We start from the raw sequence: 14,594 nt of genomic DNA on the forward strand, positions 1-14,594 counted from the left end.
TCCCAGGATCAGCCGCCAAAGGCCGGCGGCGCCTCATAGACCGGTTCCAGCGGCAGGGTCGAGAAGAGCTCGTGGGTCATGTCGGTGACCATCTGAAGCACCTTCGGTCGCTCGACTTCGGCTTCCCATTGGTCGGCGAACTCCTGCAGGCGGTTGCTGTAGGCGCTCACGAGCGAATCATAGCTCGCCACCCCGGCGCTGGTCAGCAGCACCTCCTCGCCCTCCAGCGTGACCTCGCCGCTCTCGGTGACCCGCCGGGCGAGGTCGGTCACCGTGGCCACGTCCGACCCGCCCTGAGCGGCCAGGGTCGCCACGCTGGCCCGGCCCCGGTCGGCGCCCAGCCGCAGGATCAGCCACAGCCCGTCAGGGGGCAGGTCGATGGTGTTCACCTTGGCCAGCTTCAGGATCGCCGGCCACTGGTTCTCGCGGTCGGTAATCCGTGCCACGATGGTCTGCAACTCGTCGAGCGAAGTCGCGTCGCGGGGCATCAGGAAGCCCGCGGCGATGTCCTCGGCGCTGATCCCGGTGCGCAGGGGTACCTCCTTCAGCAGCCAGGTCAGCAGGAACCCGGCGAGCGAGATCGCCGCCGCCATCAGGAAGACCGGCTGCAGCGCATCGGCAAAGCTCGCCAGGTAGGGCGCCTGTTCCGCCGCCGGCAGGGCGGCCACCGCGATCGCGTCGCTCGCCGCGGGCAGCGGCGTGCCGGGCATCGCCGCCTCCCAGTTCTGCACCAGCCGCGCATTGAAGATCGCGCCACAGGCCGAGACGCCCACGGAGCCGCCGATCGAGCGGAACATCGTCGCGCTCGAGGTGGCAACCCCCAACAGCGCATAGTCGACGGCGTTCTGCACCGCCAGGATGATAACCTGCATCACCAGGCCCATGCCGAAGCCCATGACCAGCATCGCGAAGCCGGCATAGATCAGCCCGGTGCCTACCGTCTGCAGCGACAGCAGCAGCAGTCCCACCACCATCAGGCCCATGCCGACTATGGGATAGATCCGGTACCGGCCCAGCTTGGTGATCAGCGCTCCGCTGCCCACCGAGGCCACCAGTACGCCGAGCATCATCGGGGTCATCAGCAGGCCCGCACCCGAGGGGCTCTGCCCGTGCACCACCTGCAGGAAGGCGGGCATGTAGGTGATCACCCCGAACATGCCCACGCCGACGATGAAACCGACGCCCGCCGCCACCAGGAAGTTGCGGTTGCGGAACAGCGACAGCGGCATGATCGGCTCCCGCGCGCGGCTTTCCACCCAGACAAAGGCCAGCAGGCCCAGCACCGCGATGACCTCCATCGCGTGGGCAAGCGTCGAATCCCAGGAGATCGAGGTGCCGCCCAGGCTGGTCAGCAGCACCGCCGAGGAGAGCGTCACCGCCAGCAGCGCCGCCCCCAGGTAGTCGATGGTGACCTTCTCGCGCTCGCTGCTGGCCTTGAAGGCGATGCCCAGCACCACCAGCGCCACCGCACCCACGGGCAGGTTGACGTAGAAGATCCAGCGCCAGCTCAGGTGATCCACCAGGAAGCCGCCGATCAGCGGCCCGATCACCGTCGCCACGCCGAAGACGGCGCCGAAATAGCCCTGGTACTTGCCGCGCTCGCGCGGGCTGACGATGTCGCCGATGGCCGCCGTGGCCACCACGATCAGCCCACCGCCGCCCAGGCCCTGCAGCGCCCGAAAGGCGATCAGCTCGCCCATGCTCTGCGACTGTCCGCACAGGCCAGAGCCAAGCAGGAACAGCACGATGGCCACCTGCATCACGATCTTGCGGCCATAGAGGTCGCCCAGCTTGCCGTAGAGCGGCGTCACGATGGTGGTCGCCAGCATGTAGCCGGTCACCACCCAGGACAGGTGCTGCATGCCGCCCAGGTCACCCACGATGGTGGGCAGGGCAGTGGCGACGATCGTCTGGTCCAGCGCCGCGATCAGCATCACCAGCATCAGGGCGGCAAAGACGATCCGTACCTCGGATTTAGACGCCGGGGCGCCGGCGGCGGCCGGGGGGGGCGGTGTTTGAGCGGACTGTTTCGCGGCGTCCTGTGTCATGTGGTCTGTTCCATTCTGGATCTCTCCCTGCGCGCCCGTGCTGCCGGCCCTTGCGGGCGGCATGGGCTGCCTGAATGCCCCTTCGACGGGCCTTCCCGTCAAATAGCCACCTTTCGATGCCCCGATCCAGCCTCAACCGTCTGGCAAGCCGTTGGAAATCATGCCGTTGCGGCCTGTTTCCCTCAGTCCGTACAGATGACGACACAAAAGCCGCGGGCCCGTGCCCCGCGAATGGCCATGAAAAAGGGCCCGTCCTTGCGGCGGGCCCTTACTCGGATCGATCCGGTCCTGGCGCTCAGAGGCCGAGGCACCAGCGCATAACGGCCTTCTGGGCGTGCAGCCGGTTCTCGGCCTCGTCGAAGATCACCGATTGCGGCCCGTCCATGACCGAGGAGGTCACTTCCTCGCCCCGGTGCGCCGGCAGGCAGTGCATGAAGAGCGCCTGTTCGCCGGCCGCCGCCATCAGCGCGTCGTTCACCTGGTAGGGGCGCAGCATGTTGTGGCGCCGCTCGCGGGTGGATTGCGCGTCATGCATGCTGACCCAGGTGTCGGCCACCACAAGGTCGGCGCCCTCGACGGCGCGCATCGGGTCGCGCTCGACGGTGACGCTCACGCCCTGGTCGCGGGCAAAGCCCATGGCCTTGGGATCGGGATCAAGCTGCATCGGTCCGCAGAAGGTGAAATCGAAGCCGAACTGCCCCGCCGCGTGCAGCAGGCTGGCACAGACATTGTTGCCGTCGCCGGTCCAGACCACCTTCTTGCCCTTGATGGGCCCGCGGTGCTCCTCGAAGGTCATGATGTCGGCCATGATCTGGCAGGGGTGGCTCTCGTTGGTCAGCCCGTTGATCACCGGCACGCTGGCATATTCCGCCAGCTCGTGCAGGATCGCCTCCTCGTTGGTCCGGATCATGATCATGTCGACATAGCGGCTCAGTACCCGGGCGGTATCGGCGATGCTCTCGCCGTGGCCCAGCTGCATCTCGCCGCCCGACAGTACCATCGACTGACCGCCCAGCTGGCGCACGCCCACGTCGAAGCTGACGCGCGTCCGGGTCGAGGGCTTTTCGAAGATCAGCGCCACTATGCGGCCCGCAAGGGCCTGCTCGTCGTCGGGCATGCCCTTCGGGCGGCCCTCGCGGGCGGTCTTCATGGCCCGGGCATGGTCGATGATCTGCCGCAGCTCGCCGGCATCGGTGGTGTGAAGGTCAAGGAAGTGGTTCATCGGAACGTCGTCTCTCTCGTGTCCGGGGCAGGGCGGCCGCATGGCGGCCCCGCGCCCGGGTGTCGGTGCTGATCGCGTGCGGGCCTCAGCCCCCGGTCACCGCGGTTGCGGCGGCGTCGAGCCGGGTTGCGGCCTCGGCGATCTCTTCATCGGTTATGTTCAGCGGCGGCAGCAGGCGCACCACGTTGTCGGCGGCGGGTACGGTGATCACCTCGGCGCCATATCCGGCCTTGACGAAATCGCCGGCGGCGACGGCAGGGGTGCACTTCAGCCCGATCATCAGGCCCTGGCCCCGCACCGCCTCGAAGACATCGGGATGCGCGGCGATCAGTCCTTCCAGCTTCTGGCGCAGCAGCGCGGCCTTTCGGTTCACCTCGTCGAGGAAGGCGGGCTGGGCCACCTGCTTCATCACCGCGATCCCCACGGCACAGCCCAGCGGGTTGCCGCCATAGGTCGAGCCATGGGTGCCCGCGACCATGCCGCTCGCGGCCTCCTCGGTGGCCAGCACGGCCCCGAGGGGGAAGCCCCCGCCGATGCCCTTTGCCACCATCATGATGTCCGGCGTGATGCCGGCCCACTCATGCGCGAATAGCTTGCCGGTCCGGCCCACGCCGCATTGCACCTCGTCGAGGATCAGCAGGCAGCCCTTGTCGTCCGCGATCTTGCGCAGCCGCTTCAGCGCGGCATCGGGCAGGGGGCGGATGCCGCCTTCGCCCTGCACCGGTTCGATCATGATCGCACAGGTCTTGTCGTCCACCATGGCCTCGAGCGCGTCCCAGTCTCCCCATTTGGCCTGCTTGAAGCCGGTCAGCAGCGGGCCGAAGCCCTTGACCATCTTCTCGGTGGGAACGGCCGCAATGGCGGCGCTCGACCGGCCGTGGAAGGCCCCGTCGAAGGTGATGATCTCCACCTTCTCGGGAAGGCCCTTCTCGTACCAGTACTTCCGCGCCATCTTGACGGCCAGCTCGCAGGCCTCGGTGCCGGAGTTGGTGAAAAAGACGGTATCGGCAAAGGTCGCATCCACCAGCCGCCGGGCCAGCTCTTCCTGCTGCGGGATCTCGTAGAGGTTCGACAGGTGCCAGACCTTGCCGGCCTGTTCGGTCAGCGCTTCGACCAGCGCCGGGTTGCTGTGGCCGAGGCAGTTCACCGCGATGCCGGCGCCAAGGTCGAGGAAACGGCGGCCGTCCTCCTCGATCAGCCAGGAGCCTTCGCCCTTCACGAAGTGAAGCGGCGCACGGGAATAGGTCGGCAGAACAGGAGGGATCATTCTCGGTCCTCTGGTATCGGAAGCCCTGAAAGAGCACGCGCTCGCAGGGCAAGTCAAGTTTTCAAGGGGTGGTTTTGTGCGGCCTCTTGTGGCGCGCGGATCGGCTGCCCGTTCCCTTGGGAACGGTCTTACGCGCGTCGGCGTCGAAGTGCGATATGCAGCTTTGCGATCATGGCGCCGTCTTTACGCCCATCCGTGCCGCTTGCATAGTCCCAATTCATATATGCCGCACCGCCGCTGGCGGATGTTGCATGCCTCCGGCGGGGATATTTTTGGCCAGATGAAAGAGCCGGTCTCTTCCGAGAGGGGCCGGCCGTGTCGACGGGCCCGTCATCTGGCCGGAAATATCCCGGGGGAGTCGGCCTCTGGCCGATGGGGGCAGAGCCCCCCACTGCCCTCAGGCCCCGCGCAGGGCGGCGAGCATTTCCTCGGCAGCGAGCGCCGGGGTCTTCTTGCCGCTGGCCACCGCATCGGCGAGGGTTTCCATTCGGGCCTTCGCCGCGCCGGTCTCCAGCTGCGCCAACAGCCCCTGTTTCACGTCCTCGCGGAACCAGTAGCGCGCCTGGGCCGCCCGGGCGGTGTCGAAATGGCCCTCGGCACGGCGCCAGTCTGCCAGGGCTTCCATCTCGGTCCAGGCCGCCTCCAGCCCCTGTTCCTCAATCGAGGAGACCATCATCGCCTTCGGGAAGCCTTCCGGATCCTGCGGGCGCTTGCGCAGCAGGCGCAGGGCGCCGGCATAGTCAGAGCAGGTCCGCGTGGCGGCTGGCTTCAGGTCGCCGTCGGCCTTGTTCACCAGGATCATGTCGGCCATCTCCATGATGCCGCGCTTGACCCCCTGAAGCTCGTCGCCGCCCGCCGGTGCCAGCAGCAGCAGGAAAAGGTCGCTGATCTCGGCCACTACCGTTTCCGACTGGCCCACGCCAACCGTCTCGATCAGCACCACGTCGAAGCCTGCGGCCTCGCAGAGCGCCACCGCCTCGCGCGAGCGCCGGGCCACGCCGCCCAGTTGCGACTGGCTCGGCGAGGGGCGGATGAACGCCATCGGGTCGCGCGAAAGGCGCTCCATCCGGGTCTTGTCACCCAGGATCGAGCCGCCGGAGCGTGCCGAGGAGGGATCCACCGCCAGCACCGCCACCCTCAGCCCGCGCGCCGTCAGCATCATGCCGAAGGCCTCGATGAAGGTCGACTTGCCCACGCCCGGCGTACCCGAGAGGCCGACGCGCAGGGCCTGGCGTCCGGCACCGGCCACCCGCTGGATCAGCTGCACCGCCTGTTCGCGGTGATCGGCGCGGCTGCTCTCCACCAGGGTGATCGCCCGGCTCAGCGCCCGCCGGTCGCCCGCCAGCAGCTTTTCCGCCATCGTCTCGAGTTCCATGGGCCCTCCCGTCATTCCGCCGAGAGGTGTAGCGCGCTCTGGCCGGGCCCGTCCAGAGCGCGCGGGCGCCACGACGGCATGGACAGGGCCTGCAGCGCCGCGCATACTTCGCCACGAAGCGCCGTCAGGCCCAAGGGGGAGGGGAGCATGGCAGAGGCATCCGAACCGGATCCGCGCATCGCGGCCTTCTTCGCGGAGGAGGCCCTCTGGCGCGAGGAGCTGAACAGCCTGCGGGCCATCGTGCGCACCTGTCCGGTCACCGAGGGGTTCAAATGGCGCGGGCCCGTCTACATGGCGGGAACGGCGCCGGGTGGTGGGAATGTCGCCACCCTCTGGCGGATGAAGGAGAGCTGCGGCCTTTCCTTCTTCAAGGGCGTGCTGCTGCCCGATCCCGCCGGCATCCTCGAAGCGCCGGGGGCCAACTCCCGCTCCGTCCGCTACGTGCGGTTCACCGCCGCCGATCAGATCCCGCCGCTTGCCGATACCCTGCGCGCCTACATCGCGGAGGCGGTGCGGAACGAGCATGCCGGTCGCCGGGTCGAGATGGCGAAGGATGATCTCGACATGCCGGAGGAGTTGCTCTCCGCGCTCGAGGCCGACCCGGAACTGCAGCAGGCCTTCGAGGGCCTCACTCCGGGGCGCCAGCGCGGCTGGATCCTGCACATCGGCCAAGCGAAGCAGAGCGCCACCCGCAGCGCCCGCCTTGAAAAGGCCCGCCCCCGCATCCTCGCGGGCCAGGGGATGCACGACCGCTGAGCCCGATGGACGCGCCTGCGCGGATCGGGGATAAGCGTGCCATGATCCGCCTTCCCATAGATGACGCCCTGCCAGACCTGATCACCGCCCTTCGCGCCGGGGGGCGCGCCGTGCTGCAGGCCCCGCCCGGCGCCGGCAAGACCACCCGCGTGCCGCTCGCCATGCGTGACGCCGGACTGACCGCGGGGCGCATCCTGATGCTCGAGCCGCGTCGCCTCGCCGCCCGCGCCGCCGCCGAACGCATGGCCGAAACCCTGGGCGAGGCGCCCGGTCAGACCGTCGGCTACCGCGTGCGCGGCGAGAGCAAGGTCTCGAAAGCCACCCGCATCGAGGTGGTGACCGAGGGCATCCTCACCCGCATGATCCAGACCGACCCCGAGCTTTCGGGCATCGGCGCGGTGATCTTCGACGAATTCCACGAACGCTCGCTCAACGCCGACCTCGGCCTTGCCCTCTGCCTCGAGATCGCCGGCGCCCTGCGTGACGACCTGATCCTGCTGGCCATGTCGGCCACGCTCGATGCCGGCCCCGTGGCTGCGCTCATGGGGGACGTGCCGGTGATCACCTCCGAGGGGCGCGCCTATCCGGTCGAGGTCGTCCATGCCGACCGCCCGCTGCCAAAGGGGCGCGACACCTGGCCGGCGCTCGCCGATCTCGTCATCCGCGTGGCGAAGGAAACAGATGGCGGCGTCCTCGTCTTCCTGCCCGGCGCCGGAGAGATCAACCGGCTCGAGACCGCACTAAAGGGCCGGCTGCCGGGCGATTGCCACATCCGCCCCCTCTATGGTGCGATGAAATTCGCCGATCAGCAGGCCGCCCTGCGCCCGCCCGCACGGGGGCGCAACCTGGTGCTGGCCACCTCCATCGCCGAGACCTCGCTGACCATTCCCGAGGTGCGCGCGGTAGTCGATGCCGGCCAGTCCCGCCGCGCCCGCTTCGATCCCGGCTCCGGCATGTCGCGGCTGGTCACCGAGAAGGTCTCCCGCGCCGAGGCCGATCAGCGCGCCGGTCGTGCGGGCCGTGTCGCGCCCGGTCGCGCCTACCGCGCCTGGACGCGCGGAGAGGAGGGCGCCCTGCCGGCCTATCCCCCGGCCGAGATCGAGGCCGCCGATCTCTCCGGCCTCGCGCTGGAGCTCGCGCTCTGGGGCGCGGGCCCGGATCAGCTCGCCTTTCTCACGCCGCCGCCAGAGGGCGCCTATGCCGAGGCGCAGGCGCTCCTGCGCATGCTGGGCGCGCTCGATCACATGGGGCTGATCACCGAACATGGCCGCCGCCTGGCCGGCCTGCCACTACACCCGCGCCTCGCTCACATGCTGGCGGTTGCGGGCCGCGATGCCGCGCCGCTGGCCGCCCTGCTGGCCGACCGCGATCCGATGTCGCGCGGCGCGCCCGTCGATCTCACCCTGCGGCTGCGGGCGCTTTCGGGCGACCGTGACAGCCGCGCCGATCCCGGCGCGCTGGCCCGCATCCGGAAAGAGGCGCAGCGCCTTGCCCGGGATGCCGGGGCCGCCCGCGCCCTCTCGGCGGCCGAGATGGCCGCGCTCGCCTATCCCGACCGCGTCGGGTTGCGCCGCCCTGGGGATTTGCCGCGCTACCTGCTCTCGGGGGGCAAGGGCGCGGCGCTGCCGGATCAGGATCCGCTCGCCGGTGCCCGGCTGATCGTCACCACCGATACCGATGGCGACCCGCGCGAGGCCCGCATCCGACAGGCCGCCCAGATTACCGAGGGCGAGATCCGCGCCCTCTTCGCGGACCAGATCGAGGAGGTCTCCTTCTGCGAATGGTCCCGCCGCGAGCGTCGCGTGGTGGCCCGGCAGCAGGAGCGCTTTGGCCAGATCCCCCTGAGCGACCGCACCTGGAAGGACGCCCCGGCAGAGGACGTCGCCCGCGCCATGCTCGACGGCGTGCGCGAGCTGGGCCTGCTGCCCTCAGAGCCCGCGCGCCTCTTCCTGGCCCGCGTCCGCCTTGCCGCTGCCCGCCATGACGACCTGCCGGATTTCTCCGACGATGCCCTGATGGAGAGCCTCGAAGACTGGCTCTTGCCGCATCTCGGCAATGTTCGCAGCGCCGGAGACTGGAAAGGGTTCGATATCCTGCCAGCCCTGCGCGCGCGCCTCGACTATCATCAGCAACAGCTCGTCGACCGCGAGGCGCCGGGGCATTTCACCACCCCGCTCGGGCGCCGCATTCCCATCGACTATTCCGGAGAATCCCCCGCGATCTCCCTCCGCGTCCAGGAGATGTTCGGCCAGACGACCCACCCCACCGTGGCGGGCCGTCCGCTGGTGGTCACGCTGCTCTCGCCGGCCGGTCGCCCGGTGCAGGTCACCCAGGACATTCCCGGCTTCTGGACCAATTCCTATCCGGACGTGCGCAAGGACATGCGCGCCAGCTATCCCCGCCATCCCTGGCCCGAGGATCCGACGCAGGCGGATCCGACCCTGCGCGCCAAGCGCAGGGGAACGTAGCGGATCCGACCCTGCACGGCAGGCGCAGAGGTCCGTGATGAGCCGCGCCACGGGGTCGCTTGTGTGCGGGTCGCAACCGGGATAGGGCTGGGGCAGGATCCGTTGGCCCCGTGCCGGCTGCGGGCAAAAGGGGTAAAACCCTGCGTCCCGCGCCAAATGCCCGCATCTCAGGCTTGACCTTTCCGGCGTCCCCGCCTAAAGACGCCGGACGAGATTCAGGGTGCTGCTGCGCGCGGCGCCCGTTTGCATTGAACGGGGCGCGACCCGCCCTTCAGATGAGACGAGGAAGATGACATGTCGCGCCGTTGCGAACTGACTGGTAAAGGCCCGATGACTGGCAACAATGTCAGCCACGCCAACAACAAGACCCGCCGCCGTTTCCTGCCCAACCTGAACGACGTTTCCCTGCGTTCGGAGATCCTGGGCCGGAACATCAAGATGCGCATCTCGGCTTCGGCCCTGCGCTCGGTCGACCACCGCGGCGGCCTGGACAAGTTCCTGGAAAAGGCGAAAGACACCGATCTTTCTGCCAACGCACTGAAAGTTAAGAAAGAAATCGCAAAGGCTCAGACCGCAGAGGCCTGATCCCTTCGATCTTTCGACGTGCTACGGACAGCCCCGCCCTTTGGCGGGGTTGTTTGCGTTTGGTGGTTGGGCCTGTCCGTCCTATAGCTGGGCCAAGAGCTGGGCCTTTGGCTTGGGATGGGTGCGCGTCCGCCTGTGGCCCGGCCGGAGGCCGCCTGCAACGCCCCTGTCCGAGGGCTCCAGACACGACACCCGGAGACCGCCATGCCCCGTCTGCTCCCGATCCTGGCCGCCGTTCCGATGCTCGCCTTGCTGCCCCTGGCCGCCGCGGCAGAGATTCGAATCGAGGGTCCCCATGCCCTTGTGCTCAGCCCCGTGGCCCGCTCGGGCGCGATCTACTTCGCGCTGCGGAACACAGGGCCGGGCGATGACCGGCTGATCGCGGTAGAGACCCCGGCGGCGAAAAGGAGCGCCCTGCACGGCCACCAGCAGGGGGCTGATGGCGTGATGAAGATGCGCGCCATAGAGGGCGGCATCGCGGTGCCGGCGGGCGGCGGCGCCCTGCTGCAGCGGGGCGGTGATCACGTCATGCTGATGGGGCTGACCGGGGCGCTCACGCAAGGCGACAGTTTCCCCCTCACGCTGACCTTCGAACAGGCCGGAGAGATTACCGTCGAGGTGCCGGTGAACCCTGAGCGCTAGGCGTCCGCCTCGGCCAGAAGCTCCTCGACCCAGGTCGGCACCGTCTGCGTGGCCGGCCCCTGCCGTGCCTCGCCAAAGGCCGACACCCCAACCGAGGGCTCCAGGTTCAGCTCCACCGTATGGGCGCCGATGCGGTCGGCCTCCTGCACGAATCCCGCGGCCGGATAGACCTGCCCCGAGGTGCCGATGGCCGCAAAGAGCGTGCAGCCCGCCAGGTGGTCATAGATCTCCTCCATGCGATAGGGCATCTCGCCGAACCACACGATATCGGGCCGCCCGGCCGGGGCCGCGCAGGCGGGGCAGGGCTCTCCCACCTGCATCTCCATCGGCGCCGGCCAGCGGTGGCCGCAGCGAAAGCACAGCGCCTGGTCCAGCTGCCCGTGCATGTGGATCACCGAAGGCGAGCCGCCCGCCTCGTGCAGCCCGTCGACGTTCTGCGTCACCAGGACCACCTCGCCCGGATAGTCCCGCTGCAGCCGTGCCAGCGCCCTGTGGGCGGCATTGGGGCGGGCGTCGGCGGCGGCCTTGCGGCGGGCGTTGTAGAAGCGCTGCACCAGCCCGGGATCGCGCGCAAACCCCTCGGGCGTCGCCACGTCCTCGATGCGGTGCTGCTCCCAGAGCCCCCCGGCATCGCGAAAGGTGCCCAGCCCGCTTTCGGCCGAAATGCCCGCACCCGTCAGGATCACGATCTTTTCCATCTGCCTGCACTCCCTTCCGTGCTTTTCCTCGCCCCGACCCCGCGCTAGGTCTGGGGGACACCCCGAAACCTGCACGAAAGGGATCGCCGTGACCACCGCGATGACCACATCCATCCTCTTCGTCTGCCTCGGCAACATCTGCCGCTCGCCCTCGGCCGAGGCGGTGACCCGCGCTGCAGCCTCCGAACTGGCGCCGGACCTCACCCTCGACAGCGCCGGCACCGGCGGCTGGCACGCCGGAGAGCCGCCATATGGCCCGATGCAGGCCGCCGCCCGCGCCCGGGGCATCGACATGTCGGACCTGCGCGCGCGCCAGTTCACCCGTGCCGATTTCGACCGATTCGACCTGATCCTGGCCATGGACGGCAGCAACCTCGCCGATATCGAGGCCCAGCGTCCGGCGGGCAATGCCACCCCCGTGCGCCTCTTCACCGACTACCTGCCCGAGGGCTCGGCCCATGCCGGGGCGACCGAGGTGCCCGATCCCTGGTATACCCGCGATTTCGATGGCGCGCTGGACCTGATCGAGGAGTGCACCCGCGGCTTGCTGGCCCGGATCGAGGCCTGACGACAACCGGAACAGGCAACAAAAAACGGCGCCGGGAGAGGCTCCGGCGCCGTTTTGCATGTCATGCCCGGGGGGCGTGATTACGAGCAGTTGGCCGTGGCCATGTCGCCGAAGGCCACGTATTTGCTCCAGAATTCCTCGTCGCGACGAGAGCTCGACATGCGCACTTCCTGCGCCAGGTCGGGCTTGCTGAACATCTTCGCGGCCTTGCGCTGGTCGCGCTTGCTCAGGGTGATGTCCGCCGCCTGCTGCAGGCAGCTGCACAGCGCCCGGCTGGCCGCCGCGCGGTCCGAGCTCAGGCAGGCGCTGCTGATCGGGCCTGCGAAACTGATGGTGGGGGTCAGGCCCGTGAGCATCACTGCTGTCATGGCCGCCGCTGCGATCGGTCGTACTCGTTTCATGAAATCTGCCTCTGTCCCATGCCGGTTTGGTCGGATCACACCACTGCCCGCGGTACGTTCCTGTCCGGCTTTGTGCCGGAAACATGGCAAATTTTTGGTAAATTCTCAAGCCTCTTGTACGTATTGCCATGGCTCCGGCAGGCGCCGAGAGCCCTTCACAGCCTGGCTTTGCGCCGCTCGCGCCTGCCATCGAGAGCAAGGGTCACGGGTTTTTGAGCAGGCCGTGCGCGCCGCAACGGGCTCCACCCCGGAACAGCCGAAAGGGGGCCGCCGGGCCCCCTTCCGCCGGTTCGTCCCGGTGCGCCGTGGCTCAGGCGGGGTACCAGCCGCCCATCACCACCTCGGTTGGGGCGCCGGCCTCGCTCAACAGGCTGGCGAATTTCTCCGGGTCGCTTCCGCGGTAATGATAGGGATAGACCACCTTGGGGGCAAAGGCCCCAACGCCCTCGGCGGCCTGCTCCTCGGTCATCGTGTAGGGCAGGTTGAAGGGCACGAAGGCGATGTCGATATCCTCCATCCCGCGCAGTTCCGGCGTGTCCTCGGTGTCGCCCGCGATATAGACGCGCAGGCCGTCCACCGTCACCATATAGCCGTTGTCGCGGCCCTTGGGGTGATACTGCAGCCGGTCCTCGGTCATGTTGTAGGCAGGCACCGCCTCGATGGGCAGGCCAAGCAACTCGCCGCTGTCGCCGTTCGCCATCACCGTGGCCAGTGCCGCCAGCTCCGACGGCAGGGCCTCTGCCACGGTGGGGTTCACGATCATCGGTACGCCCCCGCCCGCGCGCTCCTGCAGCGCGGCCAGGGTCTCGGGATCGAAATGATCGCCGTGGTGGTGGGTGATCAGGATCGCGGCCGCCGCCGGCAGCGCCTCGTAGGCCGCGCCGCCGCCCACCGGGTCCACGTGTATGACGCCCGCGGGCGTGTCCATGACAAAGCTGGCGTGCTGCACCGGATGGATGCTCAGCTTGTCGCCCCCGGCGGTGTCATAGCTGTCGCCGGTCAGGTTCTGGGCCATGGCGGCGAAGGGGCGCAGCAACGGTGCGGTGGCAGCCCCTGCCAGGGCGGTCATCAATAGCCTTCTGCGGTTCATCGGAATCCCTCCCAGGTTGATCTGGGCAAAGGGTAGGATGGTTTCGCTCCCGGTCCACTTCACGAAGACGTCAGCAGCCCGGCCCGCCGGGTGTTCGCCGCCCGGGGCCCCGAGATCGCGTCACGCGGCGCAGCGCCCCGCCGCTGGCCTCACGGCTCTGGTCGCGTCACGCGCTGGCGTATCCCGGCGAGATCACTCCCGCGGCGCGGGACGAATCGCGCCACCATTGGGCTTTTCTCGGGGCGGGCCCCTGTGGGCGCCGGCCCGGGTGGGCATGGCGGGCGCCCTGCCGGTCAGCGCTGTGGCAAATGGTCCGTCTGAAATGAATATACGGTAAAACTCCCGGCAATGGCGTTCTGCGGGCTTGTCTGACGGGTAAACCCCGCGCAATCTGTACGTGAACTTGATTTTTCAGAATGAGGAACGGCAGAATGTCGGAACCCACCGCACCCACAGAGCTCGTGATCATCGGTTTCGAGGGCAACACCTTCAACGGTCAGGTCGCCCCGGCCTTCATGGACCTGGTCGACAAGGGCCTGATCCGGGTCATCGACCTGGCCGTGGTCACCAAGGACGCCGAGGGCGATGTTGCCATGCTCGAGGTCACCGATTTCAAGGATGACATCTCCGAGGCGATGATCAAGCTCACCGGCGAGGAATTCGGCATGCTCTCCGACGAGGATCTGGCCGAGCTGGCCGAGGAAGTGCCGCTGAACAGCACCTGCCTGATCGTCATGTTCGAGCACCTCTGGTCGGCGGATTTCGCTAAGGCCGTCGTCGCTTCCGGTGGGTCCCTGCTGATGTCCGAACGCATTCCCGGCGCCGTGATCGATGCCGCCCGCGAGACCCTGCTGGCCATCGCCGACGAGGTCTGATCCCGTCCCGAACCCGGCCGTGCCCCGCGCGCGGCTCAAGGAATTTCCCCGGAGCCGTGAGGCAGAACGCCGCGTGCTGCCCGGGACAACGTGAAGAAGGAGACAGAACATGCCCCTCGGAGGTTCCCGCCGCGGTCGCCCCGGCCTCATCGGAGGTGCCGTGCGCACCGCCGGCCGCACCGCCATCATCGTCGGCACCGCCAATGCCACCGCCGGTGCCATGAACAACCGCCGCGCCAACAAGGCCGCCGCCCAGCAGGCGCAGGCCGCCGAGGCGGCAGCTCCAGTGGCCGCCGCCGAACCCGCCGCCGTTTACGAGGCCCCGGCTCCTGCCGCGCCTCCCGCCGCGGGCGGGCTCGACGATGCCGGCATCGCGCGGCTCAAGGAACTGGCCGCCCTCAAGGAGCAGGGCATCCTCAGCGAAGAGGAATTCCAGACCCAGAAGGCCAGGATCCTCGGCCTCTGATGCCGCGGCGAGCCGCGCAAGCGCAAATGCCCCCGGTTCTGCCCGCCAGAGCCGGGGTTCTGCTTTGACCGCAAGGGTTTGCCGCACGGGGCCGCCGGGCCGCGCCACGGCGCCCCCGGCCCCCCCTGGTCAC

The 14,594-nt window shown here is 68.7% G+C and carries 14 protein-coding genes; 7 read left to right on the forward strand and 7 right to left on the reverse strand.

The window, feature by feature from the left end; translation table 11 throughout:
• Positions 1 to 8 precede the first annotated feature (8 nt).
• The 4 genes from AC0WR5_RS03680 to meaB all read right to left on the reverse strand — a co-directional run bounded on the left by AC0WR5_RS03680 (position 9) and on the right by meaB (position 5,912).
• Positions 9 to 2,048: an MDR family MFS transporter gene (locus AC0WR5_RS03680; protein WP_475867007.1), complete on the reverse strand. Its 2,040-nt coding sequence runs from the start codon at positions 2,046 to 2,048 to the stop codon at positions 9 to 11.
• Between the two features lie 295 nt (positions 2,049 to 2,343).
• Positions 2,344 to 3,270 carry an ornithine carbamoyltransferase gene (gene argF / locus AC0WR5_RS03685; protein WP_475867008.1) on the reverse strand — a complete coding sequence of 309 codons (927 nt, stop codon included), beginning with the start codon at positions 3,268 to 3,270 and terminating at the stop codon, positions 2,344 to 2,346.
• A gap of 85 nt (positions 3,271 to 3,355) precedes the next feature.
• Positions 3,356 to 4,537 carry an acetylornithine transaminase gene (locus AC0WR5_RS03690; protein ID WP_475867010.1) on the reverse strand — a complete coding sequence of 394 codons (1,182 nt, stop codon included), beginning with the start codon at positions 4,535 to 4,537 and terminating at the stop codon, positions 3,356 to 3,358.
• Positions 4,538 to 4,934: 397 nt separating this feature from the next.
• Entirely contained in the window at positions 4,935 to 5,912 is a 978-nt protein-coding gene (gene meaB, locus AC0WR5_RS03695; RefSeq protein WP_475867012.1) for a methylmalonyl Co-A mutase-associated GTPase MeaB, read from the reverse strand.
• Positions 5,913 to 6,059: 147 nt separating this feature from the next.
• Between meaB and AC0WR5_RS03700 the strand changes: the two genes are divergently transcribed.
• From AC0WR5_RS03700 to AC0WR5_RS03715, 4 genes are all read left to right on the forward strand, one after another.
• Positions 6,060 to 6,668 carry a YdeI/OmpD-associated family protein gene (locus AC0WR5_RS03700; protein ID WP_475867013.1) on the forward strand — a complete coding sequence of 203 codons (609 nt, stop codon included), beginning with the start codon at positions 6,060 to 6,062 and terminating at the stop codon, positions 6,666 to 6,668.
• Between the two features lie 41 nt (positions 6,669 to 6,709).
• Positions 6,710 to 9,136, forward strand: a complete 2,427-nt coding sequence (hrpB, locus tag AC0WR5_RS03705) for an ATP-dependent helicase HrpB (RefSeq protein WP_475867015.1) — start codon at positions 6,710 to 6,712, stop codon at positions 9,134 to 9,136.
• A gap of 294 nt (positions 9,137 to 9,430) precedes the next feature.
• Positions 9,431 to 9,721 carry a 50S ribosomal protein L28 gene (gene rpmB, locus AC0WR5_RS03710; protein ID WP_475867017.1) on the forward strand — a complete coding sequence of 97 codons (291 nt, stop codon included), beginning with the start codon at positions 9,431 to 9,433 and terminating at the stop codon, positions 9,719 to 9,721.
• A 204-nt stretch (positions 9,722 to 9,925) separates the two neighbouring features.
• On the forward strand, positions 9,926 to 10,363 hold the full coding sequence (locus AC0WR5_RS03715; protein WP_475867019.1) for a copper chaperone PCu(A)C: 438 nt from the start codon (positions 9,926 to 9,928) through the stop codon (positions 10,361 to 10,363).
• On the opposite strand, the gene AC0WR5_RS03720 is transcribed toward AC0WR5_RS03715, so the two are convergent.
• Positions 10,360 to 11,061, reverse strand: coding sequence for an NAD-dependent deacylase (locus tag AC0WR5_RS03720; RefSeq protein WP_475867021.1), 702 nt, complete (start codon positions 11,059 to 11,061; stop codon positions 10,360 to 10,362). The two genes, AC0WR5_RS03715 and AC0WR5_RS03720, sit on opposite strands and share 4 nt — an antisense overlap.
• Positions 11,062 to 11,161: 100 nt before the next feature.
• Here AC0WR5_RS03720 and AC0WR5_RS03725 point away from each other — a divergent pair, with 100 nt between their 5' ends.
• Entirely contained in the window at positions 11,162 to 11,629 is a 468-nt protein-coding gene (locus AC0WR5_RS03725; RefSeq protein WP_475868880.1) for a low molecular weight protein-tyrosine-phosphatase, read from the forward strand.
• A gap of 80 nt (positions 11,630 to 11,709) precedes the next feature.
• Here the strand turns inward: AC0WR5_RS03725 and AC0WR5_RS03730 are convergent, their stop codons facing one another.
• Together AC0WR5_RS03730 and AC0WR5_RS03735 are read right to left on the reverse strand one after the other, a co-directional pair.
• Positions 11,710 to 12,030, reverse strand: coding sequence for a hypothetical protein (locus tag AC0WR5_RS03730; RefSeq protein WP_475867022.1), 321 nt, complete (start codon positions 12,028 to 12,030; stop codon positions 11,710 to 11,712).
• Positions 12,031 to 12,340: 310 nt separating this feature from the next.
• Complete coding sequence (locus AC0WR5_RS03735) at positions 12,341 to 13,099, reverse strand: MBL fold metallo-hydrolase (RefSeq protein WP_475867024.1); 759 nt, start codon at positions 13,097 to 13,099, stop codon at positions 12,341 to 12,343.
• A gap of 452 nt (positions 13,100 to 13,551) precedes the next feature.
• Here AC0WR5_RS03735 and AC0WR5_RS03740 point away from each other — a divergent pair, with 452 nt between their 5' ends.
• Together AC0WR5_RS03740 and AC0WR5_RS03745 are read left to right on the forward strand one after the other, a co-directional pair.
• The gene (locus AC0WR5_RS03740; RefSeq protein WP_475867026.1) at positions 13,552 to 13,995 is read left to right on the forward strand and encodes a DUF6325 family protein; all 444 of its coding nucleotides are present in this window, start codon (positions 13,552 to 13,554) and stop codon (positions 13,993 to 13,995) included.
• A 109-nt stretch (positions 13,996 to 14,104) separates the two neighbouring features.
• Positions 14,105 to 14,461 (forward strand): SHOCT domain-containing protein, encoded by a 357-nt coding sequence (locus AC0WR5_RS03745; protein WP_475867028.1) that lies wholly within the window; start codon positions 14,105 to 14,107, stop codon positions 14,459 to 14,461.
• Positions 14,462 to 14,594: the final 133 nt, after the last annotated feature.

The organism is Pseudooceanicola sp. DL12 (genome assembly GCF_056270665.1).